Raw genomic sequence first — 25,201 nt, forward strand, 5'->3', positions numbered from 1 at the left:
CGACGGAGCCGAACATGTACTTCCAGCATTCGGACGAGATCTGGTCTGAGCACCCCGAGCTCGTCGCCGGCGTGCTCGTCGCCACGGGGATCACCGCCGACGCGGTCGTCGAGCCCCGGATCGAGGCGTTCAACCTGCTCGCCAAGGCGCGGCTCGCGGCGGGCACGGAGGCCGACCTGCCCGAGATCCAGGCCTGGCGGCGCACCTTTTCGAAGATGGGACTCAAGCCAACGCGGTATCGATGCGCCTCGGAGTCACTGCTGCGGCGCTTCCGCAAAGAAGGCGCACTGCCGCGGATCCACCCGTTGGTCGACCTCTGCAACGCCGCCTCACTCGCCTTCGCGATCCCGGTGGCCGCGCTGGACGTCGCCAGGATCTCCGGGCACCTCGAAGTCCGGCGTGCGGCTGGCGACGAGAAGTACCTGACACTGTCGGGAGAGCTGGAAAACCCAGAACCGGGAGAGGTGACCTTCGTCGACGCCGCGGAGCACGCCCACGCCCGGCGATGGACGAACCGGCAGAGCGGCCACTCGGCCGTTCGCGACAAGACCCATACGGCCTTGATCATCGCGGAGGGGCTGCACTCCTCGGCGGCCAAGGACGTCCCGGACCTCATTGCCGCGCTGACGGACGCGTTGAGCAGCGTCTGGCCGATCTCGATGCCGACCGCGACGTTGAGCCGCTCCACGCCGCGCTTTGACTTCGCCATCCAGCCAAGCGGGGCGGGAGACGAGACGCAACACTGACCGACCCGTACCGGCAAGATGTAGCGGACCTGTGGCCCGTCTTCTGCGACGGGCGGCCGATCGCGCCGTTTGCTACCTCTGTCCATTTGGCAGGGAGGGGCTCATACGTGGCGTCCACGGGGTCGCCGAGCGAACGAACTCCCTGCTGAAGCCCACCTCCAGGGCGCTCCGCCGAGTCAGTCTCGACCTTCGGCGGATCGGTGCCATCCTCAAAGCCGCCCAAGTTCTCCTCCACCTCGAACATCGGGTGTCGGTAACGGGGGTCCCGGTAGCAATCGCGGAAAAAACAACGAATCCGTCTCTGACCTGCGTCGCAGCCAAGCAGTTGTGGGGGGGGTGGTCGGTCCAACTACGGTCGCGTCGTCGGCATCGTCGGCCTGTCGCATACCGGCCGGCGGGTGGCACACCTGCTGCGGTCCTTCGACCTCACCGTGCTCGCGAGCGACCCCTACGCCACCGAGGCGGACGCCCAGGCCCTCGGCACGACCCTCGTTCCGCTGCCTGACCTGCTGCACCGCAGCGACATCGTGCCCCTGCACGCGCCGTCGCTGCCCGAGACCCGGAACCTGCTGAACGCCGACCGCCTCGCGCTGCTCCCCGACCACGCCACGGTAACGCGCCCCGCATCGCGTGACGACGGCCCGGGACGGCCGGGACACGGAACCTTCGTACGAGAGCCGAGCGAATGGGCCCTCAAGGTCACCACGGTGCTCAACGCGAGGATCCTCACCGGGCCCCGGCCGGAACCCCTGGCACGCTGATCACACCAGTCCGCAGGACCGCCAGGCGATCGGCACGCGCGGCGACCACTGCCCGCCGTCGCCGCGCACCACCACGTACGCGGTGAGCGGCGCCGCGAACGAGCTGCCACCGCACAGGACCCGCCCCGTGTCGACCGAGTAGTTGCCCGCCGGTCCGTTACCGCCCGGCTGCGCCGTGGCCCGGCCCTGCCACAGCACCCGGTCATCCGAGGCGCGCCTGACCTGGACGGCGACCTGGGTGCCCGGCGTCAGGTAGTAGCCGCGGACGCCCACGGTCTGGTACGGCCCCTCGTTGGTGGTGGAGCAGCTTTCACCGTCGCACGAGGGCCCGTTACCGGCGTGGTTGCGCTTCACCATGACGACCCAGGCGAGCCTGCGGGCCGCGCTGCCGTTGTCCTGCCGCGCCTGGGAGCGGGAGCTGGGGACCACGCACCGGTAGTCACCGGTGTACGCCTCCCGCCAGACGAACCCGGTCGTGCACGCGTGCCAGACGCCGGAGGCGTTCTCCGACCGCGTACGGTCGCGTACGGACGGGTCCACGCAGACGTGGTCGCTGGGCCGCGCGCCGCGCCAGACGTACCCGCTGGCGCAGGTGTCAGGGGCGAACGCCGTCTCGGCGGCGGCTCCCGTGACCCCGAGCACCGACATCGCCAGGCATCCCGACGCGGTCATCGCCGCGAGCTTGCCGGAACGTGTGAGCATGTTCTTCCTCTGGGAGAGATCAAGGAACGGATCGCGGGCGGGCACTCCCAGCCCCGTGATCGCATCCTGTCCCGCGGCCCACCGCCGGACATGAGTAGCCCCTACTCATATTCGGCTCTCCGGAGTGGGCCCTTGCTCAGGCCGCCACGACCGGCGCGACCCCTGCCTGGAGCACGGCCCTGTACTACCCGTGGTTCGTGGACGGCGAGTAGAGCATCGACACCGGGCGGGTGGCGGCGTCGAACGACGCCGCTGCCCCGGTCGCACCCATCCCGCTGACCCCCCACGGCTCGTAGACCATGTTGACGCCACCGTGTTGCCACTCGTTGATCCACACGAGAGCGGCGTTGATCTCCCTGCAGCGCCGCAGGTTCTCGGGGGTCGAGGAATAGACCGTCGCCGCGAGTCCGAAGCTTGTGGTGTTGGCCAGGTCGATGGCTTCGGCGAAGGAGTCGACCACGGTGACGGGGGCGACCGGCCCGAAGGTCTCCTCTTTCATGATGCGCATGTCCGAGGTGACCTCGGTCAGCACCGTCGCGGGGTAGAAGTATCCGGGCCGGTCTGGTTGCCCGCCACCGCAGAGCAGCGTCGCCCCGCGGTCGACGGCTTCGTGGACGTGGTCGTGCACGATCCTCCTCTGGGTGTCGTCGACCAGTGGTCCCAGGCCCGGGGAGTAGGGGTCGTCGCTCATCGTCCAGCCTTCGGCTTCGGCCACGAGGGCGGCGATGAACTCGTCCGCGACCGCGCGGTGCACGTAGATCCGCTCCGACGATGTGCAGATCTGTCCGCTGTTGAGGAACGTCGACGTCGCGACCGCCTTGGCGGTGGCGGCCACGTCGACGTCGGCGTCGACGAGGACGGGGTCGTTCCCTCCCAGTTCCAGGATCGTTCGCTGAAGGCGCTTGGCCGCGGCGACGGCGACGCTGCGGCCCGCCTCGACAGACCCGGTGAAGTGCACCAGCTTGACCGCCTCATGCTCGGCCAAGGGCTTGCCGGCGCGCGCGTCGCCCAGGAGAAGGTTCACCACGCCTGCCGGAAGGTCGCACAGCTCGACGAGCCGGGCCGCGGACAGCGGCGCCTTCTCCGAGGGCTTGATCACCACTGTGTTGCCGGCGGCGAGGAGGGGGCCCAGGGCTCCCAGGATCGAGGTCACCGTGAAGTTCCAGGGCACGATGAGTGCCAGCACGCCCAGCGGCTCACGGATGACCACTGTCCGTCCGGACTCGCCCGGAGCTGTGACGTCGGCGACGAACGGATAGGACCGCGCCCGCTCGATGCCGAGCCGGAACGAGGCGATTCCGCCCGCGATGAACTGCTCGGCGAGCGGGACAGGCTTGCCCATCTCCCGGTTCTCGAGTTCCGCCAGCTCACGCACATGCCGTTCGAGGAGGTCGGCGGTGCGGCTCAGCCGGCCGAGGCGGTCCTCGAGGTCGAGCCTCGCCCAGCCCGCGTGCGCGGCCTGCGCCGACTCCACCGCCGCCGCGGCGTCGGCGGCCGATCCGGCCGGAATCAGTGCGACGACCTGTTCGGTGGCCGGGTTGACGACGCTGCGGAGTTCCGGGTCCGCGGCTTCGACCGGGGTGCCGTCGATGATGTTGCTCAGGCGCTTCATCTGCTCATTCCTTCTGGATCGAAGCCGGCTTCAGTGGAGCCTGCGGGCCATATGCTCGCCGAACATCACGCAGGCGAGATGGGTGTTGGCGCGTGGGACAAAGGGGAAGACGGAGGCATCGACGACTCGGAGACCCTCGAAACCGAGGACCTCGCACCGGGGGTCGACGACCGTCTCCGGCGCGTTCGGATCTCCCATCCGGCACGTGCTCGTCGCGTGCTGCGTGTCGACCACGCTGGCGCGCAGGTAGTCGCGCAGTCGCCCTGGTGTGTCCAGGGCATCGCGCAGCGACGAATTGACCCGCCAGAGATCGCCGTCGGCGATCTCCGCGAAGCTGGAGTGGGCCACCAGGTCGCCGAGGAGCCTGATGCCCGCTTCCAGGCGGTCGATGTCGCGCTCGTCCGACAACATGTTCAGCGCCACCCGGGGCTGCGTGCTCGGGTCGGCGCTTCGAAGCTTCAGCGTTCCGCGCGAGTAGGTCCGGTTGACGAACACCCCGACGGCACCGGCGCCGGCGCGCACTTCGGCCGCCGCCATGGCCAGCGCGTTCTGGTTGAGGGCGGCCAGCATCATGTCGTTCCCGCCGGGCACGGTGCCGCTGCTGTAGCGCACGCAGCAGTTCGTGTGCCGGTCGGCGGGGCCGGCCGAGGCCGCTTCGGTGAGCGGGATGCCTATCAGGGCCATCGGATGGTCCTGGAGCCCACGGCCCACCGGCAGATCGGCACGGACCTCGATGCCCAGCCGTCGGAGGTCATCGGCGGGGCCGATGCCCGAGCGCATGAGGATCGAGGGCGAGGCCGTGGCGCCCGCGCTGAGCGCGACCTGGTTCGCGTGGAAGGCCGATCCGTTGGCCAGCCGGACGCCGACTGCCCGAGCACGTTCGAAGAGAACCACGTCGACCAGACTGTCGCCGCGGATGGTGAGGCCCGGGTTGTCGCGACGTGGCTCCAGGTAGGCGTCGTGGCACGAGACCCGTCGACGGTCGATCGAGTTGATGGGGTAGGGAGAGACGCCGGTCGCGCCGGGTGCGTTGACGTCCGGGGCCCACCCGAAACCCGAGGCGAGCGCTGCCGCGCGGAGCGCCTGGTCGACCGAGCCCCACGTGTCGACCGGGGCCCGGTAGACGGGGATCGGGCCGGCGGTGCCGTGGTAGTCCTCGTCGCCGAAGCCGGCGTCGGACTCCAGGGCGATGAAGTCCGCCATGACCTCCGCGGACGACCATCCGGTGCAACCGGAGGCCGCCCACTCGTCGAAGTCCTCGATGGGCGGCCGGATCGCGATCTGCCCGTTCACCGTCGAGCTTCCGCCGAGGCCCTTGCCTCGCCAGTACAGGTAGGGCTCCTGGGCCTCGGTCCTGGTGGCCAGATGCCCGTCCCACAAGAACGCGTTGTAGTCGGAGTTCAGGATCGCGTTCAACGGATTCGGCGACCTCCATGCCTCCGGAAGCTGCGAGGCCGCGTAGTCCCGGCCGGCCTCGAGCAGCAGCACCCGCTGTCCCGCGTCGGCGAGCCGTGCCGCGAGTGCCGAGCCGGACGAGCCCGCTCCGACGACGATGGTGTCGTAGCTGCCTGCTGATCCCATCTGGCCTGATCCTTGGTCTCGTCGCTAGGCGGTGAGGTCGAGCGTGTGAACGGTCATCTCGCCGAGTGCCGCGGGAAGGGGTTCGACGCCGAACCCGGGTCCGCCGGGGATCGACACCGCGCCGTCCTTCATGACGATCGGCTCGGTGATGTCCTGGGCGTAGAACCGATCCGAGCCCGAGATGTCGCCGGGCAGCGTGAAGCCCGGGAGCCCGGCCAACGCCGCGTTGGCGGCTCGGCCGATGCCGGTTTCGAGCATGCCGCCGCACCAGACTGCGACGCCGTGCGCCAGCGCGAGGTCGTGGATGCGTGCCGCCTCGAGGTATCCCCCCACTCTTCCAGGCTTGATGTTGATGACACTCGCCGCCCCCAGCGCGATCGCGTCGGCGGCCGACCGCGCGTCAACGATCGACTCGTCCAGGCAGATCGGCGTGGTGAGCAGGCCCGCGAGCAGAGCGTGTTGCCGCAGGTCCTCCTCGCCCAGCGGCTGTTCGATCAGCAGCAGATCGAAGGGGTCGAGTCTGCGCAGCCGCTGGGCATCGGAGAGACGGTAGGCGGTGTTCGCGTCAACCTGCAGCGCGATGTCGCCGAACCGCTCGCGCACCGCCTTGACCGGCTCGAGGTCCCACCCGGGCTGGATCTTGAGTTTGATGCGCGCGTAGCCCTGGTCGACGAAGTCGGCCACCCGGCCGAGCAGGTCGGGAATCGACTTCTCGATGCCGACGCTGACCCCCGAGGGCACCGAGACGCGGGTCACACCGAGCTGCGCTGCGAACGACATGTTCCGAAGCCGCAGCTGGGCATCCAGGATCGCCATCTCCAGAGCGCCCTTGGCCATGCGGTGGCCGACCACGTGCTCAAGTGCCGCGCCGACCGTCGATGCCGACACGGCGTGACCCGCGGCCTGCCACTCGAACAGCGCGGGCACGAGGAATCGCCGCAGGACCTCTCGTGCTCCCTCAAGGTATTCCGGCGAGTAGAACGGCTCGGCGAGGGCGACGCACTCACCCCACCCTGTCACGGTGCCGCCGTGGTCTGAGGCCGTGACCCGGATCAGGAGCGGAAGGCGCTCCGTCTGGGTGGAGAACGAGGTGGTGAACGGGTGGATCAGCGGCATCCGGACCGTGATGAGCTCGACACGCTCGATGTGCATCCTCAGGTGCTCCTCGTGAGGCAGTAGTGACCCCGGCGGTCGAAATCGACGACGACCCAGCCTTCTTCCAGCAGCCCACCCAGCGCCCGTCGTAGCGCGAGCCGCCATGAGATCGCGAGCTCGGGTTCGTGGCGCCGTAGAGCCTCGATGTCCGAGGGGATCTCCACGACGCATCGGGTCAGCGACTCCGCCCGGCCGAGGTCGAGCTGGGGTCGCCGGTCCACGGACCTCAGTACGGCGGGGCCGTGCTTCTTCTCGGCTCGTGAGGGCGCCGTGGCCTGCCCGATGTGCCAGGCCACCATGATCCGGTCGCTGTGCTGGCCCTGGTTGAGCCCGTCACCCATCGGTCCGTAGAAGTCGGGCAGGTAGACCTCGACCTCACAGCCGAGCTTGTGGAGGTTGAAGTACGCGTTCCGGGCCACCAGGGGGTCATAGGTCCACGTCACGCGAGTGACACCGCGGGCCAGGCACCAGTCGCGCTGGTGGTGCTTGAGGGCTCTGCCCCATCCTGTGCCCGCCGCGTCTGGTCGCACGCCGGCGATGTGGGAGTGCAGGGCATTCTCCCGGGGCGGGTAGAAGAACCCGACGCAGACCGCCATGAGCTCATGGCCGCGGAAACCACCGGCGACGTAGTTGCCCGCGTGCGCGAACGCCGTGAGGAGCTCCGGGCTGACATGCGACTGGGTGTTTTGGACCTTCCAGATCTGCGCCACGAGCTCGGAGGCGGCAGACATCTCCTCCGGGCGGTGAAGCAGCCGCAACTCCATGGAGGTCGAGCTCGGCGCCTGGGTCGTCATGAGCACTCCTGCCGCAGGAAGCGGGATCCGTTGTAGACGCCGCCGGCGACGGGCCGGAACTGCTTCTCCCCCGCGAGCTCAGCGGTGGTGTAGGCGTAGCCGCCCGGGATGTTCGAGGCATGCAGCGCGACGAACTCCGGCTCTGCTGCCGTGCCGTCGCGCAGATGCCCCTTCCGCTCCCACAGTGTCAGTCTGAGACCGTCCGCGTCGGGGGCCACCTCCGCGCGATAGCCAGCGCACTCCCAGGCGCCCTCCAGCGGTTCGGGCGGACGTGTCATGTCGGCCCGGACCCGGACCGGGGGCAGACTGCCGTCGATCGACGACGTGACGTCCGCGAACAGCTCGTAGAAGAGACCATCCGGTTGACCACCGCTGGTCAGCAACGCCACCGCGTAGTTCGTACCGGGGATCAAGCGCAGGTATGAACGTTGGCCGATCGTGCCGCCGTCATGGCCGTATACGAAGGTTCCCCGCCAGTCCTCGAGGAACCAGCCCAGTCCCCAGCCTTGGACGGTGGCGACGCTCTGTCTCAGATCGACATGCTCGATGGTCATCAGGCGAGCGCTGCCGGCTGACAGCAGACGAACGCCTTCCCGGGTCACCCCTCCGCGCAGTGACATCTCCGCGAACGTCAGCAGGTCGCCGACGCTCGCCACGATCAGGCCCGCGGGTCCCATGGATCGGGTGATCGACCACTGGGGCACCGGGGCCGACTCGTCGCCGAAGCCGGCGTGGCCGGTCGCCGTGGCGAACTTGGGTGCGTCCTCGCTCAGGGTGATGGTGTGCCGCAGGCCCATCGGCTTGATCAAATAGTGGAGCAGCGCCTCGTCCCACGTCATGTCGCGGAGCACCTCGACGATGCGGCCCGCGACGACGAAGCCGGCATTGCAGTAGGAGAACCTCTCTCCAAGCGGGTGGATGTGGGAGACGGCGGCGAGGTGCTCCACGTACCGCGCGACGCAGTCGTCTCCCCTCCCGGTGTCGGTGAAGACGTCCCCGTCGATGCCGCTGGTGTGGTTGAGCAACGCCCGTACCGTCACCGAGGGCGACTCGTCATCGGCCAGCCTGAAGTCCGGCAGGATTTCGCGCACGGGAGCGTCGAGATCGAGCAGCCCCTCGTCGACGAGCTGCATGACGAGCATCGTCGTCCAGACCTTCGTGATCGACCCGATCTGAAAGACGGCGTCGTCGATGACGGGTTCCCGGGTCGAGACGTTCAGGACCCCGGAGCTGACCGTGATGCGGTCGAAGACCGTTCCGCTCCGATCGAGCTGCACGATCCCGAGTTGCGCCCCGACGACTCCGTGCCGTTCTCGGAGGAGGTCCAGACGGCGGCGCCAGTAGTGCTCCCCACGTGGGGCCGGCGACAGCGCGGCCGGCCGTGCGGCGGCGCGGGTGTGCAGCTCGACCCATTCCACGACCCGGGCGTGGTAGTCGACGCGGTGATCGACCTCGCCGTCGGCGATGAAGAGGTGGCTGCCTCCTGGATAGACCACCAGGCGAGTCGGCACACCCTGGATCCGCAGTGCCGAGAACCACTGCTGCGCCTGTCCGATCGGGCAGGTGTTGTCGTTCTCGCCGTGCAGCACGAGCGTGGGTGTCTTCACCTGCTCGACGCGTGCGATCGGAGAGCTCTCGATGAGCCGGACCACGTCTGTCGGCGCGGCACCTGCGGTCGCCGAGGCGAAGAAGCCTTCCGGCAGCAGTCGCTGACCGGCGATGGAGGCGAAGTCGCAGATCAGGCCGCCGGCCACCGCGGCCGCGAACCGGTCGGTGTGGGCGGTGAGGGCACAGGTCGCGACGCCGCCGTAGCTATAGCCAGCGACAGCGAGTCGCTCGGGGTCGGCGATCCCCTCGGCGATCAACTGGTCGATCGGCTCGATGAAGTCCGCCAGATCAGCTCGTCCCCAGCCGCCGTCGACGGCTCGGTAGAACTCCTCGCCGTACCCGTCGGATCCACGGGGGTTGAGCGTGAGGACACGCCACCCGCGTGCGGCGAGGAGCTGTTGGTACAGATGGATCTCGTCGGCCACACCGGCCCAGGCGTTGTGCGGCCCACCGTGGATGTCGAGCAGGAGCGGAGCGGTTCCGGTCGTGTCCGGTGCCGCCATCAGCCACCCGTGGACGACGACGCCATCGCTGATCGTGAACTCTCGTGGCTCCGGTCGACAGAGCTGGACCCCGGGGAGGCTCTCTTCCATCAGCGAGGTGAGGACCTCGACTTCGCCGGTGGCGAGGTCGACGATCGCGACCTCGGCGAACGACTCAGGAGTGGTCAGGACGATCGCGGCACGGGGTGTCTCGGCGGCCACCGAGAGCGCGGAGACGACCTGATGCGGCTCCGCGACGATCGGCCTGCCCTCTCCGCCATCCGGACCGACCCCGTACAGATGGGTCCAGCCACGGTCACGCAGGCAGAAGACGATCTCGCTGCCGTCGTGGCTTTGCGCCGGGTGGCCACCTGGGTAGCCCGTCGCGCCCGGCAGCACATTGCGGTCCAGCCCAGCCGTGATGTCGGTGTCGGGCCTGCCGTCGCCGTACAGCCGGAGAAGCCGGGCATGACCTGCCACCATCGCGGGTGATCCCACGGCGAGCAGCGACGCGCCGTCGCGAGCCCACATGACCGGACCGGTCACTCCTGTGGCCTGTCCGAGCACCTGCACCGGAGCGAGCGGGTCGTCGACCTCGACCGCGTAGGCGCGGCGTTCGAGCTCGACGTCCGCGCGGTGGGCCATGGAGGCCGTGAATGCGAGGCGGTCGCCGTCGGGCGACCATGCCGGGCCGTCCGCGTCGTAGTCGCCGTCGGTGACCTGTCTGATCTGCCTGGATCCCAGGTCCATCACGAAGATCTGGCGGCGGACACTGCCGATCCAGCCGATCTCGTCCGCCTTCTGGTCGAGCGTGTCGATGACGATGGGCGCAGCGGCGTCGCCGGGCGCGCGGTTCACGGGTGCGGAGAACGCGACCCGGCGACCGTCCCGGCTGACGGCCGCGGCCCCGGCCCCCAGCGGCAGCTCGGTCAACCGCGTCGGCTCACCCATGTGCGGCAGGAGATGCAACTGCGGGAATCCGTCGACATCGCGCAGGAACATGATCCCCGTTGGGACGATGCGAGGTGCTCGATCCGTCGGCCCGTGGGTCAGCGGCTGTGGCTGAGAGTCGCGGGAAACCGCCCACAGCGAGGTCTCCGTGCGGTGGTCTGCCGCCTGGCGCCGCGTGAAGACGACCGTTCTTCCATCCGCCGTGATCGCAGTCTCGGGAACGGTGACGACCTGACGGACGTCACCGAGACTGCACAGGCGAGAGTTCATAGAGTGGTTCCTTTGCCGAAGAGAGGGGTGCCGATCCGGGGGACGGCACGGATCAGCTCACGTGTGTAGGGATGTTCGGGGTGGTCGATCACCTCGGTCGCCGATCCGACCTCGACGACCTGCCCGTCCTTCATGACCGCGACGTCGTCGCACAACTGCCTGACCACAGCGAGGTTGTGGCTGATGAAGAGAACCGTCAGATCGAGGTCCCGCTGGACACGCATCAGCAGATTCAGCACGGTTCCCTGCACCGAGACATCCAGCGCTGAAGTGATCTCGTCAGCGAGCAGCACCCGGGGCTCGGCGGCAAGCGCCCGCGCGATCGCGACGCGTTGACGTTGACCCCCCGACAACTGCATGGGCAGATCGCCGGCACGGGCCGGGTCGAGCTCGACCATCTCGAGAAGTGCGGCCACCTCGCCGCGCCGGTGAGCGCGATCGCGTCGCGTGGATCTTCCGCGTACGGCAAGCGCCTCCTCGATCGAGGCGCCGATGGACATCCTTGGGTTCAGGCAGGAGTTGGCGTCCTGGAAGATCAGCTGCACGGTGCGGCGAACGGACGCGGCGCTCCCCCGGGCACCGACGACATCGGTGCCGTCGACCAGGATACGGCCCGTATGCGCCTCGTGCAGGCCGACGACGGCGCGAGCCAGCGTCGACTTGCCCGAACCTGACTCGCCCACCAGCCCCACCGTCCGGCCGCTCGGCACGTGGAGACTCACCCCACGAACCGCCTGATGGGCGGCGGGTCCGTGCCCGTACCTGACTCCCACGTTCTCGAAGGCGAGGTCGCTCACACCGACCCCTCCCTTACGGCGTCGAGGGGAAACTCGGCACCCTCGGTGATCGTGGCGAACTCGGTGCCCGGGACGGCGTCCATGTGCGGCACCGCCGCCACCAGCGCCCGGGTGTAGGGATGCGCCGCGCGTCCGCTCGCGAGATCCTCGGTGCTCAGGCTCTCCACGATGGCTCCCCGGTACATGACCAGGACCCGCGTGCAGAATGACGAGACCAGCGAAATGTCGTGCGAGACGAACATGACGGCCGTCCCATGCTCACGGTTCACCCTCCGCAAGAGCGCCAGGACCTCCCGCTGCACCGTGACGTCGAGGGCCGTTGTCGGCTCGTCGGCTATGACCAGCGCCGGTTCGCCCATGAGCCCCATCGCGATCGTGGCTCGTTGCCGCATGCCACCCGAGAACTCGTGGGGATACTGGCGGGCGCGGCGAGCCGGGTCGGAGAGCCGTACCGCGGCAAGCCGGTCGACCGCACGCCGGCGTGCCTCGCGCCGGCTGAGGCCGCCGTGCAGCAGACCGACCTCCGCGACCTGCGTACCGACGTGAAGGGCGGGGTTGAGCGAGGTCGAAGGATCTTGGAAGACGAATGCCAGCCGCGTACCGAGCTGTTGGGCCAGCGACTTGGAACGCGGTCTGCCGGGCACCTTGCCCCTGACGACCAGTTCCGTGCCGTCGAACTGGACCGATGACGCCGTCACGTGAAGTGGCTCTTCCAGGAGTGACGCGACCGCCATGCAGGTCAGTGACTTCCCCGAGCCCGACTCACCGACGATGCCGACGATCTCCCCTCGATCGATGTCGAAGCTGACGCCACGAACCGGCGTCGCCCATCCATCCCCCCGGGGCGCCTCCACGCGCAGGCCGCGTACGCGGAGCACGGGGTCCTCCGCGACCTGCGGGACCGGTGCCGCCGCCGTCGAGCCGGTGGTCTTCCGCCGCCGGCGGCGGCCGGAGGGCCGGTGCAGCCCGAATGCCCGGGCGAGCACCTCGCCGGCGAGCGCGAACGTCACGCCGGCGAACACGATGGCGGCGCCTAGCCCCAGAGACGGAGCGGGGTTCACGTAGATGGCTCCCATGCTCTCGTTGAGCATGCGGCCCCAGTCGTAGTCCGGCGCCTGTACGCCGAGGCCCAGGAAGGACAGCCCCGTCGCCGCGACCAGCGCGGTGCCGGCGCCGATGCTGGCGTTGACGATGAGCGGGTCTCGCATGTTGGGCAGGACGTGCCGTACCAGGATCCGCGCTCGGCTGACGCCGAGGATGCGAGCGGCGGCCACGAAGTCGCGCCCGGTCACCGACGCACCGAGGGTCTGAGTGAGCCGGGCGTAGGACGGCGCCATGGCCAGGCCGATCGCCAGTGTGACACTGGTGGCGCCCACACCGAGGGTGATCGACACGACGATGGCGAGCAGGAGAGCCGGAAAGGCGAGTGCCACGCCGATGGCGCTGTTGACCAACCGCCCCAGCCGCCGGGGCGCGATCGTCGGCAGCAGGCCGATGACCACACCGACGAACACGCCGAGGGCGGCCGACAGGACGGCGGTGACGATCGAGAGCCGGGTCGCGGTCAGCACCCGCGCGAGAACGTCCCGGCCACCCGCGTCGGTGCCGAGGAGGTGGTCCGCGCTGGGCTTCGCGGACAGTTGGGTCAGATCGGCCTGCCGCGCGGCCTCGCCCCACAGCACCGGTCCGAACACCGCGAAGAACGCGACCACCATCAGGGCGGCCAGCGCGCCGATGCCGAGGGGAGAACGCAGGACGGTCAGGAACCTGCGGCGAGACGAGACCGCCATGGGCATCGGCTCGCCCACCGCCGTCGCGGCGGTCGGCCCCGCCAGCGCGGAGTCGGGAGTGGACATGCTTGTCACCGCCATCACGTGTCTTTCAGCGCTGAACGCGGGTCAAGGCAGACCAGGACGATGTCGATCAAGAGGTTGGAAACGAGGACGATCAAGCCGTAGACGATGACGATCCCCTGCGCGAGCGGAAAGTCCTTGCTCCGCACCGCGTCCACGATCGTGAGCCCGAGTCCGGGCCACGAAAAGATGGTCTCGATCAGCACCGTGCCCGCGACGAGGGAGCCGAGCACGATTCCGGCGACGGTGAGCGAGGAGGTCACCAGGTTCGGCAGAGCGTGGCGGAAGTACAGGCGCCACCTCGACATGCGCTTCGCCCGCGCCGTCCGGATGTAGTCCTGCTCGAACACGGTGAGCGCCTCGACCCGGACGATCCTCGAGACGCCCGCGGCGACCGCGATCGACAGTGCCAGGACGGGCAGCACGTACGAGCTCGGATCGGTTCGGCCCGCCACGGGCAGCAGGTGGCTCTGAACGGCGAAGAAGTACACCAGAGCGACTCCCATGAGGAACTCGGGGATGACGGCGAACAGGCCGCTCGCCGAGGTGTAGGCCAGGTCGACGGTGGGTCTGCGGCCGCCTCGGGTGAGCGCGGCGACGACGATGCCGAGCGGGATCGACACCAGGAGCACCAGCGCCAGCGACAGGAACGCGAGTTCCAGGGTCGCCGGCAGGCGCTGCTCGATGATCGTGGTCACCGGCAGGTGAAGGGAGAAAGAGTCTCCGAGATCCCACGTGAGCAGCCCCTTCCAGAAGTTCAGGTACTGCGTCCACAGCGGGTCGTTCAGTCCCAGGCTTTCGCGTTGTGCCTCCACGACCGCGGCCGTCGCGTTGATTCCGAGGGCATTGCGGACCGGGTCTCCTGGGATCAGCCGGACCATCAGGAAGACGACGGTCACCAGGGTGACCACCGAATACGCGAGCCGCACCAGCCGCCGCACGATGAAGGCCCCCAGTCGCCCACCTCTGCCCCGGAGCGTTCCGGTCGCGGAATCCGGTCCCGCCCCGGTTCCCGTCAGCAGGGTGACGGTCGGTTCCGTGGTCACTTCAGCACGCGGATCGCCGAGCCGCCGACGGGCAGGTAGAGCGCCGTCGCGCCATTGAAGTACATCTTGTACGGCGTGACGGACACCGGTATGAGGTCAGCGCTTGTCATCAGGGTTTTCTCCGCCTCGGCCCAGGCCTTGCAGGCATCGTCACCGGTCCGCCCGCCGGCCGCGGCGACGCTGCGGTTGTAGTCCTTGTTGTCGATGGAGGCGAAGTTTGTCCCCGCAGGGGCGGCAGGTCCGGAGAGGTACTGCGGGAAGATGGCCGGTGTGCCCGTCTGGAGGTTGAGCCCCAGCGATGCCGTCCAGCCCGACGGGTCTTTGCCCGCGAAGGTCCGGCTGATGATGTAGTTCTCGTCACCACCGTCGAGTTTCACGGCGGCGCCGGCGGTCTCCCACTGCTTCGCGACGTATTCCGCGGCGGCGCTGCCCGTGTCCGTGGAGTTGTCGTAGACAAGTGTGATGTCGACCGGCTTGCCCACCGCGCGCAGGGCCTGGCCGGCGGCGTTCGGGTCGTGGGAAGGCAGGTTGCCCTGGACGGTGTCGTAGGCGCACCGGCTCGGGTGTTCGGAGAGCAGCGATTTCGCCCGTTCGCCCTTGCCGCCGGTCAGAATCTTCGTGAGGGTGTCGAGGTCGATCGCCTGGGTCAGTGCGCGCCGTACGGCGGCCTCAGCGGTCGGGAGACCTTGATGGTGGTTGTAGACGATCATTCCGGACATGGCCGGCGTCGGCTGCGACTTGAGAGCGGCGAGGCGTTCCTCGTCCTTTCCGCTCACTATGGCCGCGTTGAGTTGACGGGACAGCAGCAGGTTCGCTCTGGTCGACGGGCTCGGCACGATCTTGGTCGTCACGGTCTTCGGCATCCCCGGCGTGTTCGAGGTGCTGTTCTTGGGGCCCCAGGTGTAGCCCTCTCGGCGGGTCATCGTGATCGAGTCTCCGGCCACGACGCGATCGATGACGAACGGGCCGGTGCCGTCGCTCCCCGCGGAGAGGCTCTTGGGGTCCTTCAGGCCGCGCTCGCACACCAGCTGCTGCTCGCCGATGTCGTACAGCATGAAGGGCCGCGGCTTGGAGGTGGTGACGGTGAGAACGTTCCCCTTCGCGCTCGCCTTGGCATCTGCCGGCACGACGGATTCCAGGCGCGGCGACTTGTTGGCGGGGTCGACGATCCAGTTGAGGTTGTCAGCGGCGGTCTGCGCGGTGAACGGCGTGCCGTCGGCGCAGGTGATGGAGTCGTTCAGGGTGTAGGTGACCTTGGTCGGGCTTTCGGTCCAGCTCTTCGCCAGGAAGGGCGCGGGCTTGGCCGTCTCGGCGTCGAGGAAGATCAGCGTGTCGTAGGAGTACATTCCGACGATCTGCGCGTTGACGAGGTTGGTGACGAGCGGATTCAGGTCGCCTGGGTCGGAGTCGATCGCGAACGCGAACGTGCCGTCCGTCGCGAAGCCCGCCTGGCCCCCGTCCGAGCCCGAGCCCGAGCCCGAGCCGCCGCAAGCCGCAAGAGCTGGCAGAGCGATGAGGAGGGCTGCGAAAGCAGCGGCGCGTCGATTCATGGCAGGCCCGCCTTAAGGTCCGAGTCGGGGTGTGACGTGGAACACCAAGACTCACCTGCCTGGTCGGAGAGGCGCATCGTACGTCCGCCTGATCTGCGTGCACGGACCTTGGACGATCGACCAACCCGGGACCGGCTGATGCGGTCCCGGTCGCTACGCGGGTGGCCGCGGCGATCGCCGACCGGGGCCGAGTCGGAGTTGCAGCATCAGAGCGAATCGTTCGTCGGGGTCGGCCAGATCCACGCCGCCGATCGTCTCGATCCGGCCGAGCCGGTATCGGAACGTGTTCTTGTGCACGTGGACGGCTCGTGCCGCGGCGGCGACGTCCCCGAAGTGCTCGAGCCAGCTCTGGAGTGTCGGCACCAGCTGGGTGTCGTGTTCGGTGTCGTAGTCCTCCAGGTCGGCGAGCGGGCCGGTCAGTTCCATGCGGTCGGCTGCCATCAGGTCGCCGAGGCGGAGCAGGAGGAACTCGATCGCCACATCCGCCAGTGACGCGACGCGTCTGCCCGCGCGCGGATTGGAGCTCAGCACCCGCATCGCGGCATCGGCATCGCGCCGGGATGAGCCGAGTTCGCTGACGTCCTCGACGATGCCGCCGAGTCCGGCGCAGAACTCGGTGGCGGTGTCCAGACGGGCGATGAACTCGGCGGCCAGGTCCTTCATGGCGGCCAGCGCCGGGGCGGCCGCGGCACGCACAGGGACGACGGCGTAGACCGCGCCGCCGAGTTGGGCGACGATGGCCCGCGGATAGGTGGGCCTGAGGTGCGTCCGAAGCGCGGAGGCCGTTCGCTGGATGTCGGCCGCAGTGCGGACCTCGTCGTCGTACTGCAGCGGCCCCAGGACCAGGACGCATGCCGGCGACGAACCGAAGGCCAGCTGCTGCGCGGCTTCGCGCGCGCCGGTCCCTCCTTCAAGGAGCATGGACAGCAGGGCGACTCCGAGTCGTTGGGAGGCATCGGCGCTGACGCGGGCACGCAGCATCTCGAGCGCGATCACCCGTGCTGTCTCGATCATGGCGGCCTCCCGCTCGGGGGTGAGCGGCCCTGCCACGGCGGCCCAGATGGAGCCGAGAAGCTCATTGCCCGCCTGGACCCTCATCGCCGCCCGAGGACGGGTGCCGGGGGCGGGGTTCTGCATGAACACCGGTCGCTCCGAGGCGTACACGCGGCGGAACATGCCCTGTTTTCTCTGGTATTCGCTGTAGATCTGCGGCACCTGGAGGCCGAGGATCGTCAGGCGGCGCGGCTCGTCGGCGCCGGCCTGGTCAGCCGAGAAGGCGACCACCCGCGACGACAGATCCTCGATGGTGACCGGGGCGTCGAGGAGAGCCGACAGCGAGTTCGCCAGGGCGAACAGGTCTCGGTCCGCATCGCCGCCGACAGCGGGCGCCCCATCGGCACCGAGAAGCAGAGCGCCGTTCAGCAACGTCGCCACCTGGATCCACGATGCGCCCTGCACCAGGCCGAAGACGGACACCTTGCCGCGCTCCGCCTCGCGGGCGACCTCCTCGTCGACGGCCAGCGGCTCCCGGACCACGAGGGCCGTGGCCCCGGCTTCGCCCAGCGCTCTGACCAGGGTGACCAAGCTGTCGTCAGCCGCCACGCCGACGCCCAGCACCACTGCGTCCGGCGGGACGTCGGGTCGGTCCAGAGGATCGTGAAGGATGACGGTCGTCACGGCACGAGCCGGCTGACGTGGCCCCGCCTTGATGGTCAGCAGCGTCGAGCCGAGCCGCTCGACCACCCGCCCCAGGTCCGCTGGTCTGCTCCTACCGTCTTGCATTGTGTGATCGTACATCTGTGTCCGATTTGATTCGGTCGATCGACCCAGTGTTGGCGCGAAAGCCTCGACAACAATGGGAGTGACGCGTGGCACCGACGAAGGAGCAGCTCAGCGATGAAGGCGTACATCTCCGTCGACATGGAGGGCGTCGCCGGCATCGCGACCCTCGACCAGATCGTGCGCGGCGGATACGGCTACCCACGAGCCCAGGAGCTCATGACCGAGGAGGCCAATGCCGCGATCGCGGGCGCCTTCGACGGCGGAGCGACGAGCGTGCTCGTGAACGACTCCCACGGGACGATGGACAACCTGATCCACGAGCGCCTCGACCCGAGGGCACGGCTGGTCTTCGGGCAGCCCAAGGCCCAGTGCATGGCCGAGGGCCTGACCGAGGACTGCGCAGTGGCGCTCTTCGTGGGCTACCACGCGCCGGCCGGCACGCCCGGGCTCTTGGCGCACACCTTCTCCGCCTACTTCGGTGAGGTCAGAGTCAACGGATCACCGGTGTCGGAGGCCGAGGTCAATGCCCTGTACGCGGCATCCCTCGGTGTCCCGGTGGGCCTGGTCACCGGGGATGACGTCATCGGCGCGATCGCGACCGAGATCTTCCCCGAGGCCACGATCGTGACCGTGAAGAAGACACACGGATTCTCGGCCACGGACTCCGTCGCGCCGAGCGTGGCGAGGAACCTGGTGCGGGAAGGGGCCGCCGATGCCGTGGCCCGCGCGTCGGCACTGAGCTGTCCGCCGCCGCCCCCGTCGTTCGAGGTCGAGGTCGACCTGCCCTCGCCGGTGGCCGCCGAGCTCGCCGCCTGCGTCCCCGGCTGCGCCCGGACGGCCGACCGGACGGTGTCGACAGTCCTCACGGCGTCGGCGGATCTCCTCGGATTCATCACAGTCCTGTACGAACTCGCGGCGAGCAGCGAGCGCGCGCGTCAGGTGCTCTCCGACCGCCGTTAGAACTCTGCGAGTTCCTCGATGAGGGTGGTGAGCAGTCGCGTACGCGGGAGGATCCACGCGATCTCCGCGTGCTCGTCGCGGGCGTGGGCGCCGCCGCCGACGGCACCGAGCCCGTCCAGGGTGGGCACTCCCATACCCGCGGTGAAGTTCCCGTCCGATGCGCCGCCGACCGTCATCTCCTCCAGCGGAGGATGGCCGAGGCGGCGTGCGATTCGTTGTGCCTGGCTGAACAGCGCCGCCGCCGCGCTCCGTTCCATGGGCGGCCGGTTGATTCCGCCCCGCACCCGGATCTCCGCCGGGACGAGAACCGGCGTGACCTCGCGGATCGCCCGGTCCACGCGGTGCTGCTCCTCGGCGGTGCCGGCCCGGACGTCGACAGCCACAGTGGCCGTCGCGGGCACGGTGTTGGGCGTCGTGCCCGCGCTCATCACCGTCGGGGTGACGGTCGTACCGGCCGCCGGGTCAGCGAGCTGGGCGATCGCCAGCACCACCTCGGCGATCGCGATGGTCGCGTTCACGCCCTTCTCCGGATCGAGACCGCTGTGCGCGGCACGACCGAGCACTTCGATCCGGTAGAGGGACACGCCTTTGCGCCCCGTCTTCAGTGCGCCGCCCGGGCCGGCCGCCTCCAGCACGAGGGCTGCCCGGCAGCGGCCTGCTTCCTGCTCGATCAGTGCCCGTGATGTCGTGGACCCCAGCTCCTCATCGCCCGTGATGAGAAGGGTCACCTGGTCGAGGACGCCGGTGCCGCGGCATCGCCGCAGCCACGCGAGAGCGTGGATCGCCTGGACGAGGCCGAGTTTCATGTCGAAGCAGCCCGGGCCACGGACGACGCCGGCAGTTTCGGTGTAGGGCAGCTCGTCCAACGTGCCGAGCGGCCAGACGGTGTCGTGGTGCCCGAGGAGCATGACCTTCGGATCGGCCCCGCGCAGCAGGACATGGTCGACTCCGTCGACGCACAGGATCTCTGGCCGACGCCCCAAGCGCTCATGAACCAAGTCCGCGACCACCCGCGCGGAGCGGCCGACCGCGTCCAGGTCCGTCGACGGCGACTCGGTACGAACGAGTCTGCTCAGATCCTCGAGGAGGAGCGACAGGTTTCCGGACACCTCCGGCCCGGTGGAATCCTCGGGTGTCGGCTTTTTCCTCATGAGCCGGCAGCGTTCGCGAGCCGGGTGCGCAGGAACGCGGCGAGCAGGTCCGCGGAGTGGTCGTCGAGGTTGGTGAGGACGACGACGGTCATCGCGGTCGCCGGATCGTGGCCGGCGAACGATTGGAATCCGGGCAGTTCGCCGTTGTGGCCCCACATGCCGTCGAAGTTCGCGATGCCGAGGCCGTAGGTGATGGTGCTGTCGGGCACCGGGTGGGTGCGCATGAGTTCACGCCGGGTCTGCTCCTGGAGGAGGTCGCCGCGCACCGATGCCTCGATGAGCAGTCTCAAGTCGCCTACGGTGGACACCGCGTTACCGGCGGTCCACGCCCAGGACGGGTTGACGCGCGTCGCGTCGACGAGTTCGCCGTCCCGGCGGTGGTACCCACGCAGCCGAGGATCCGGCAGGGCGGCGGCGTCGTGCGTCAGCGGCGGGAGCTCGGTCTCCCGCATGCCGAGGGGGTCGAAGACCAGCCGGCGCGCGACGTCCTCGACTCGTGCGCCGGTTACGTGCTCGATGAGCATTCCCAGCATGATGTAGCCGGCGTTGCAGTACGCCCAGGAGGTGCCGGGCTCGAACTGCTGCGGGTTCCGCAGGGCGACTTTGAGCAGCTCGGAGGGAGTCCAGAGCCGGTCGGGCTCGAGGAGCAGACCGGCGACGAACTCCTCCGAGGTGTAGTCGGGCAGGCCCGAGGTCATGTCGAGGAGACGGCGAACGGTGACTCCTCGCGGGATCTGCGGCTCTGCCAGATGGGCCTGTATCTCATCGTCCAAGGAGAGGTCTCCGGCTTCCACCAGGCGCAGGACGATCAGCGCCACGATGGTCTTCGTGAGGCTCCCGATCCTCATGCGGCTGCCGGCGGTGAGCCGCACCCCGGTGGCCAGATCGCAGACACCGAGCGCACGGGTCCAACTGCCGTACGACGGACCGCTCACGTGGACGACGGCACCCGGGATGCCCAATCGCCGGCGCTCTCCGTCCAAGGCGCCGAGCAGGTCTGGAGTCGAGGACGCATACGCATCCGATGCATTCTCAGGCAAGCGGAATCCTCACTCGTGGGTGTTATGCCGACCTTCGCATCATTGTCCTCACCAGGTATCGGCGCATTGTGCCGAAGGCCGGAAGCGGCGCGAATCCCTCGTGCGATCGACCGAATGCCCGGGAGAGAGCTCTGACTACTGTGAGGCCCAGAAGACGGGGGCCGGTCACCTTGGGAGGAGAATCGCGTTGTCGAGCGTTGAGAAGGACGAGCTCGCGGAGTCCGGCGACACAGGGATCGTCGGACCGCCCGATTCCATCAGGCAGCTCCCGCGTTTCGCGGGGCCCTCCACGTTCGCCCGCCTGCCGCGGCTCGACGAGGTCTCCCGGGCCGACGTCGCGATCTTCGGCGTGCCGTTCGATGCCGGTACCACCTACCGGCCAGGCGCACGATTCGGCCCGGAGGCCATTCGCGCCGGCTCCAAACTCCTGAGGCCCTACCACCTCGGGCTCGAGATCGAGCCGTGGTCGAGGTTGCAGATCGCCGACGCCGGTGACGTCGGCGTGACTCCCTTCGACATCGCCGAGGCGGTGAGTCAGATCGAGTCGGCCGCTCAGCGGCTCTATCGAAGTGCTGACCGGATCATCACTCTGGGCGGCGACCACACCGTCGCCCTCCCGATGCTGCGAGCCGCCCATCGGCACCACGGCCCCGTGGCACTCATCCACTTCGACGCCCATCTCGACACCTGGGACAACATGTTCGGTGCGCGGCTCACTCACGGCACTCCGTTCCGCCGGGCCACCGAGGAGCGACTGCTGGCGGTGAACCACTGCGCCCATGTGGGCATCCGCCACACAACCCCGGCCGCCAAGGATCTGGAGGACGACAGGGAGCTGGGATTCGCGACGATCTCCACACTCGACGTCGCGCGGCGCGGCATCGAGCACGCCGCCGACCGGCTCCGGGAGAGAGTGGCTGATCGGCCGGTCTACATCAGCATCGACATCGACGTGCTCGATCCCGCCCATGCGCCCGCGACCGGCACCCCTGAGCCCGGCGGGCTGAGCACCCGGGAGCTTCAGCTGCTGCTGTACTCCCTCGCGGACCTCGACATCGTCGGTGCGGATGTCGTCGAGGTCTCACCCGCCTACGACCACGCTCAGATCACCGCGCTGGCCGCCGCCGGCCTCACGTTCGACCTCCTGGCCATGGTTGCCCGGGGAAGGTAGTCATCGGAACGGCCCCAGTCCGGGCCGCGATCTCGATGGCGGGCACGCCGTTTGTCAGCGCTCTTGGCGAACGCGACCACCGAAGGGGTCGTCCGCGAGCCCTCGGTGTTGGTGACAACGGTCGGCTCACCGCCTTCCAGCACGCACACGACCGAGTTCGTCGTGCCCAGGTCGATACCGACGGGTCGGGTCATCACCGGCCTCCTTCCTTGCGGCCCTCCTCCTCATGGCACCAGCTCCGCCTTGCGCGGTTCACCGCCACCACAGGCGCGCCGTGGGCCAGCCGAGCCGCGGCACCTCACGCGTATCCCTGCGAGTCAGGCCCCACCGGGTGGCGCCCATCCGCAGCAGCACATGTTCCAACGGCGCAACAGCAGAAGAACGCTCCACGATCACGACCGCCACATCAGCCGCGTGAGCAGGAACACGCCGGCGGACGGCGCGCGCGGACACGTCGAGGCCAAGGTCCGGCGTGTGGGTGACCCGGACAGAAACAGGCCGCCCTTCGAGTCGGGCGCCGCCTCCGCGCGTGGCGTCGTAGGCTGCGCGCCGGGCGGGGTCGCGCAGCACGGCATAGGCATCGATCACCTCAGCGAACCGTTCCCGTTCCGCCGGCCCGGCGGGGCGAACATCAGGATGCAGGACGCGCACCAGTCGGCGGTACGCGGAGGTGATCTGCTCCGCAGAGGCCGACGATTCCACACCGAGCACCCCGTAAGGGTTCCGCTGGGCTGCTTGGGTTCAGGATCCGGCGCGATAGCGGGTGAGCATGAGGGCGACGGCTTCGTCCACGATCGTGGTGTCGGTGGGGTCGGGCGGGACGAAGTCGGTCCGTACGAGTTGAGGCCACAGGAGCTGGCCGCAGATCATGCCGAGGAACTGTTCGGCCACTGCGGATGCCGGCTGTGTCTGTCCGTCGGCCGAACGGAAGTCGAGTGTGCCGGCCTGCGCTTCGGCGTCCAGGTAGTCGCGGAGCCGGTCGAAGAAGGGTCCGCGGTCGATGGCGAAGCCGGTGCCGACGATGTCGGCGAGTTCCGGCATCTGGGGAAGTTCGGTGATGATGAGGCGGCACAGCGCCGCCGTGCCGGGCCGCGAGACCAGGCAGGCGTAGTCGCGGCCGATGTGGTCCAGACCGTACCGGGGATCACCGGGCGGGGGCGGTTCGGCGTACTGGACATCCAGCTGCCACTGTTCGGAGGTGACGGCCGCGAACAGCGCAGCCTTGGAGGGGTACCGCTTGAAGAGGGTGCCGGTGGAGACGCGGGCCTCCCTGGCGATCTGGGCCAGGGATGTCTTGTCGTATCCCCGGGCGAGGAAGAGGTCGCGGGCGGCGCGGATGATGCGCGCGCGGTTCTCCGCTTTGATCTGCGCGTGATACCCGGCCTGGCACGTATCGCCACCGGTTACCGCTCGGTCACGGTCCGCCGCCGTCATACCCACGCCCCTCGCCCGTCTCCCAGCCGCATCCTCGCTGTCAGAGGACGGTCTGGCCGCCGTCCAGGATAAGGTCCTGGCCCACAGTGAAGGCGGAGACATCGGAGGCCAGGTATACGACGGCTTCCGCGACCTCCTCGGGCATACCCATGCGGCCCAGCGGGATGCCGGAGCTGATCGCCTCCAGAACCGCCGTCTGCTGCGCGGGGTCCTCGATCCCGAGCTTAGAGTACAGCGGGGTGTCCACCGGGCCGGGACTGACCGCGTTGAACCGGATGCCGTGCGACCTGAGCAGGTCCGCGTTCCACGACCGCATCAGGGAGCCGACAGCCGCCTTCGTCGCGGCGTAGGCGTTCGACCGGCCATAGCCGCCGTGCGCGCTGCTGGACGCGTTGAGGATGACCGAGGACGGGTTGGCCAGCACGGGCACTAGGGCCTGCGTGAGAAAGAAGATGCTCTTGACGTTGATGTCGAAGAGCCGGTCGAAACTGTCCTCCGTGTGGTCCTCGAACGGCCGCCAGTCCGAGACGCCGGCGTTCAGGAACGCCACGTCCAGCTCCCCGAAGTGCTCACGCACCCGCTCCGCCAGGCCGCGCTGCGCATCGAGATCGCGGGCATCGGCCTGCACCACCGGCACCTTGTCCCCGAGGATCTGCCGCGCCTTGTCGATGCTGGCCGGGGTTACGCCTGTGACCAGCACGTCGGCCCCCTCCGCGATAAAACGCTGCGCGGTCTCCAGACCGATCCCACTCGTGCCGCCGGTGATGAGGGCGCGCTTGCCCGCAAGACGATTCATGTTGATTGTTCCTTGCCGAGTCGTAAGGTAAGTCGATGGACTCACAACGCGAAGGTACGCCCGCACCATCCTTAAGGCAAGTCGATCAACTTACCATCGGTGGCCTGGGGCGGTTCGGCCACCCGGAGAAGGTGGGCGACACCGGCTCGAAGGCCATGTCGCCATCGTCGGCGAGGAGCCGGGTAATGGTGGTCTTCCCGACGACGTCTTTCAGCTTTGCGGGGCGCAGGCGGTCGGCGACTGGCCGGAGGGTTCCTCGTCGAAGAGCGGCAGGGTCACTACGGTCGGTTCCATCGGTCTCTCGAGTCGCAGGCGGGCGTGTGCGGACGGGGCGAGCCCTTGCACGGGACGCTGACGAGCGAGGGCTCGCCGTTCGCGGGGAAGCTCGCGGCGCTCATCGGTCGCGTCGCTGCGGCCGCTCGGCGACCAGGTCGTAGGAATCCTCGACCGCGTCGGTGATCAGCCGCTCGGTGATGCCGGGTCCCGGCCCCAGTGAGATCCAGTGGTGTTTGTCGAGGTAGCGGCCCGGTGTGATCGAGGCGTAGGCGCGCCATGACTTGACCATGACACGGCGCGGACAAGATGGCGACACGGCTGGCCGACAGTGGATGGGAGTCGACCGGCGGGCGGGTTACGGAGCGTGCTGTGAGACTCGGCGGTGTGTCGCGCGTGTTGTTGATGGTGGTCCCTGGCATCTCCGTCGCCTCCGTGGCGTCCCTCGGTGAGACGGCACGACAGGTCATCGCGTGATCCTCCTGTGCGCCTTGTTGACCCCTTTTCGTCCCCTCGAAGGAGTTGTTGTCTTGAAGCGCATGTCCGTTGCCGCCGCGACCGCGGCTGCCCTGCTGCTGGCCACCGCCTCGACCGCGACGGCCGCCGGCGCCGCTGGCGCCGCCGCGGTCGGCGACGCCCAGCAGGCCATGGAGAACCTCGCCAAGACGCCCGGCGTCGTGGGCGCG

20 protein-coding genes and 3 pseudogenes are annotated in these 25,201 nt (G+C 69.0%); 5 read left to right on the forward strand and 18 right to left on the reverse strand.

Going from position 1 to position 25,201, the window contains the following annotated elements; all coding sequences use genetic code 11:
• The first annotated feature begins 14 nt into the window (after window positions 1-14).
• The 3 genes and pseudogenes from AB0C30_RS56945 to AB0C30_RS56955 all read left to right on the forward strand — a co-directional run.
• Window positions 15-746, forward strand: coding sequence for a phenylalanine--tRNA ligase beta subunit-related protein (locus AB0C30_RS56945; RefSeq protein ID WP_357961188.1), 732 nt, complete (start codon window positions 15-17; stop codon window positions 744-746).
• Window positions 747-870: 124 nt separating this feature from the next.
• Window positions 871-990 (forward strand): annotated as a pseudogene (locus AB0C30_RS56950) (IS5/IS1182 family transposase); the annotation flags it as partial.
• 106 nt (window positions 991-1,096) lie between these two features.
• A pseudogene (locus AB0C30_RS56955) lies at window positions 1,097-1,507 on the forward strand (NAD(P)-dependent oxidoreductase); the annotation flags it as partial.
• Here the strand turns inward: AB0C30_RS56955 and AB0C30_RS56960 are convergent.
• The 11 genes from AB0C30_RS56960 to AB0C30_RS57010 form a co-directional block, all read right to left on the reverse strand.
• Window positions 1,508-2,209 (reverse strand): hypothetical protein, encoded by a 702-nt coding sequence (locus AB0C30_RS56960; RefSeq protein WP_357961191.1) that lies wholly within the window; start codon window positions 2,207-2,209, stop codon window positions 1,508-1,510.
• A 184-nt stretch (window positions 2,210-2,393) separates the two neighbouring features.
• Window positions 2,394-3,821: an aldehyde dehydrogenase family protein gene (locus tag AB0C30_RS56965; protein WP_357961193.1), complete on the reverse strand. Its 1,428-nt coding sequence runs from the start codon at window positions 3,819-3,821 to the stop codon at window positions 2,394-2,396.
• A gap of 30 nt (window positions 3,822-3,851) precedes the next feature.
• Window positions 3,852-5,402, reverse strand: a complete 1,551-nt coding sequence (locus tag AB0C30_RS56970; RefSeq protein ID WP_357961196.1) for a GMC oxidoreductase — start codon at window positions 5,400-5,402, stop codon at window positions 3,852-3,854.
• Between the two features lie 24 nt (window positions 5,403-5,426).
• On the reverse strand, window positions 5,427-6,554 hold the full coding sequence (gene menC / locus AB0C30_RS56975) for an o-succinylbenzoate synthase (RefSeq protein WP_225301994.1): 1,128 nt from the start codon (window positions 6,552-6,554) through the stop codon (window positions 5,427-5,429).
• Between the two features lie 2 nt (window positions 6,555-6,556).
• Complete coding sequence (locus AB0C30_RS56980; protein WP_192791886.1) at window positions 6,557-7,351, reverse strand: GNAT family N-acetyltransferase; 795 nt, start codon at window positions 7,349-7,351, stop codon at window positions 6,557-6,559.
• Window positions 7,348-10,662, reverse strand: a complete 3,315-nt coding sequence (locus AB0C30_RS56985; RefSeq protein ID WP_357961199.1) for a serine hydrolase — start codon at window positions 10,660-10,662, stop codon at window positions 7,348-7,350. The genes AB0C30_RS56980 and AB0C30_RS56985 overlap by 4 nt, the downstream gene beginning before the upstream one ends.
• The gene (locus AB0C30_RS56990; RefSeq protein WP_357961202.1) at window positions 10,659-11,459 is read right to left on the reverse strand and encodes an ABC transporter ATP-binding protein; all 801 of its coding nucleotides are present in this window, start codon (window positions 11,457-11,459) and stop codon (window positions 10,659-10,661) included. Before AB0C30_RS56990 ends, AB0C30_RS56985 begins: the two co-directional genes overlap by 4 nt.
• A complete protein-coding gene (locus AB0C30_RS56995) occupies window positions 11,456-13,315 on the reverse strand; it encodes a dipeptide/oligopeptide/nickel ABC transporter permease/ATP-binding protein (protein ID WP_357961205.1) in 1,860 nt (619 codons plus the stop codon). Before AB0C30_RS56995 ends, AB0C30_RS56990 begins: the two co-directional genes overlap by 4 nt.
• 14 nt (window positions 13,316-13,329) lie before the next feature.
• The gene (locus AB0C30_RS57000; RefSeq protein WP_357961208.1) at window positions 13,330-14,358 is read right to left on the reverse strand and encodes an ABC transporter permease; all 1,029 of its coding nucleotides are present in this window, start codon (window positions 14,356-14,358) and stop codon (window positions 13,330-13,332) included.
• Window positions 14,355-15,908: an ABC transporter substrate-binding protein gene (locus tag AB0C30_RS57005; RefSeq protein WP_357961211.1), complete on the reverse strand. Its 1,554-nt coding sequence runs from the start codon at window positions 15,906-15,908 to the stop codon at window positions 14,355-14,357. The genes AB0C30_RS57000 and AB0C30_RS57005 overlap by 4 nt, the downstream gene beginning before the upstream one ends.
• Before the next feature lie 153 nt (window positions 15,909-16,061).
• Window positions 16,062-17,690 carry a helix-turn-helix domain-containing protein gene (locus tag AB0C30_RS57010; RefSeq protein WP_357961215.1) on the reverse strand — a complete coding sequence of 543 codons (1,629 nt, stop codon included), beginning with the start codon at window positions 17,688-17,690 and terminating at the stop codon, window positions 16,062-16,064.
• A 114-nt stretch (window positions 17,691-17,804) separates the two neighbouring features.
• Here AB0C30_RS57010 and AB0C30_RS57015 point away from each other — a divergent pair, with 114 nt between their 5' ends.
• Window positions 17,805-18,650 (forward strand): M55 family metallopeptidase, encoded by an 846-nt coding sequence (locus AB0C30_RS57015; RefSeq protein WP_357961218.1) that lies wholly within the window; start codon window positions 17,805-17,807, stop codon window positions 18,648-18,650.
• Here the strand turns inward: AB0C30_RS57015 and AB0C30_RS57020 are convergent.
• Window positions 18,647-19,801, reverse strand: coding sequence for a M20 family metallopeptidase (locus AB0C30_RS57020; RefSeq protein ID WP_357961220.1), 1,155 nt, complete (start codon window positions 19,799-19,801; stop codon window positions 18,647-18,649). The genes AB0C30_RS57015 and AB0C30_RS57020 overlap by 4 nt on opposite strands.
• Window positions 19,798-20,841 carry a serine hydrolase domain-containing protein gene (locus tag AB0C30_RS57025; RefSeq protein ID WP_357961222.1) on the reverse strand — a complete coding sequence of 348 codons (1,044 nt, stop codon included), beginning with the start codon at window positions 20,839-20,841 and terminating at the stop codon, window positions 19,798-19,800. Before AB0C30_RS57025 ends, AB0C30_RS57020 begins: the two co-directional genes overlap by 4 nt.
• Window positions 20,842-21,028: 187 nt before the next feature.
• Here AB0C30_RS57025 and speB point away from each other — a divergent pair, with 187 nt between their 5' ends.
• Window positions 21,029-22,012 carry an agmatinase gene (gene speB, locus AB0C30_RS57030; protein WP_225301984.1) on the forward strand — a complete coding sequence of 328 codons (984 nt, stop codon included), beginning with the start codon at window positions 21,029-21,031 and terminating at the stop codon, window positions 22,010-22,012.
• 53 nt (window positions 22,013-22,065) lie between these two features.
• Here the strand turns inward: speB and AB0C30_RS57035 are convergent.
• The 5 genes and pseudogenes from AB0C30_RS57035 to AB0C30_RS57055 form a co-directional block, all read right to left on the reverse strand.
• Window positions 22,066-22,206 (reverse strand): annotated as a pseudogene (locus AB0C30_RS57035) (Hsp70 family protein); the annotation flags it as partial.
• 58 nt (window positions 22,207-22,264) lie between these two features.
• Window positions 22,265-22,723 carry a J domain-containing protein gene (locus AB0C30_RS57040; RefSeq protein ID WP_357961225.1) on the reverse strand — a complete coding sequence of 153 codons (459 nt, stop codon included), beginning with the start codon at window positions 22,721-22,723 and terminating at the stop codon, window positions 22,265-22,267.
• Window positions 22,724-22,753: 30 nt separating this feature from the next.
• Complete coding sequence (locus AB0C30_RS57045) at window positions 22,754-23,446, reverse strand: TetR/AcrR family transcriptional regulator (protein ID WP_357961228.1); 693 nt, start codon at window positions 23,444-23,446, stop codon at window positions 22,754-22,756.
• Window positions 23,447-23,486: 40 nt separating this feature from the next.
• Window positions 23,487-24,242 (reverse strand): SDR family oxidoreductase, encoded by a 756-nt coding sequence (locus AB0C30_RS57050; RefSeq protein ID WP_357961230.1) that lies wholly within the window; start codon window positions 24,240-24,242, stop codon window positions 23,487-23,489.
• A 394-nt stretch (window positions 24,243-24,636) separates the two neighbouring features.
• Window positions 24,637-24,807 (reverse strand): hypothetical protein, encoded by a 171-nt coding sequence (locus AB0C30_RS57055; protein ID WP_357961232.1) that lies wholly within the window; start codon window positions 24,805-24,807, stop codon window positions 24,637-24,639.
• Window positions 24,808-25,201 lie beyond the last annotated feature (394 nt).

Source organism: Nonomuraea sp. NPDC048901, assembly GCF_040649695.1.
Lineage (GTDB): Bacteria > Actinomycetota > Actinomycetes > Streptosporangiales > Streptosporangiaceae > Nonomuraea.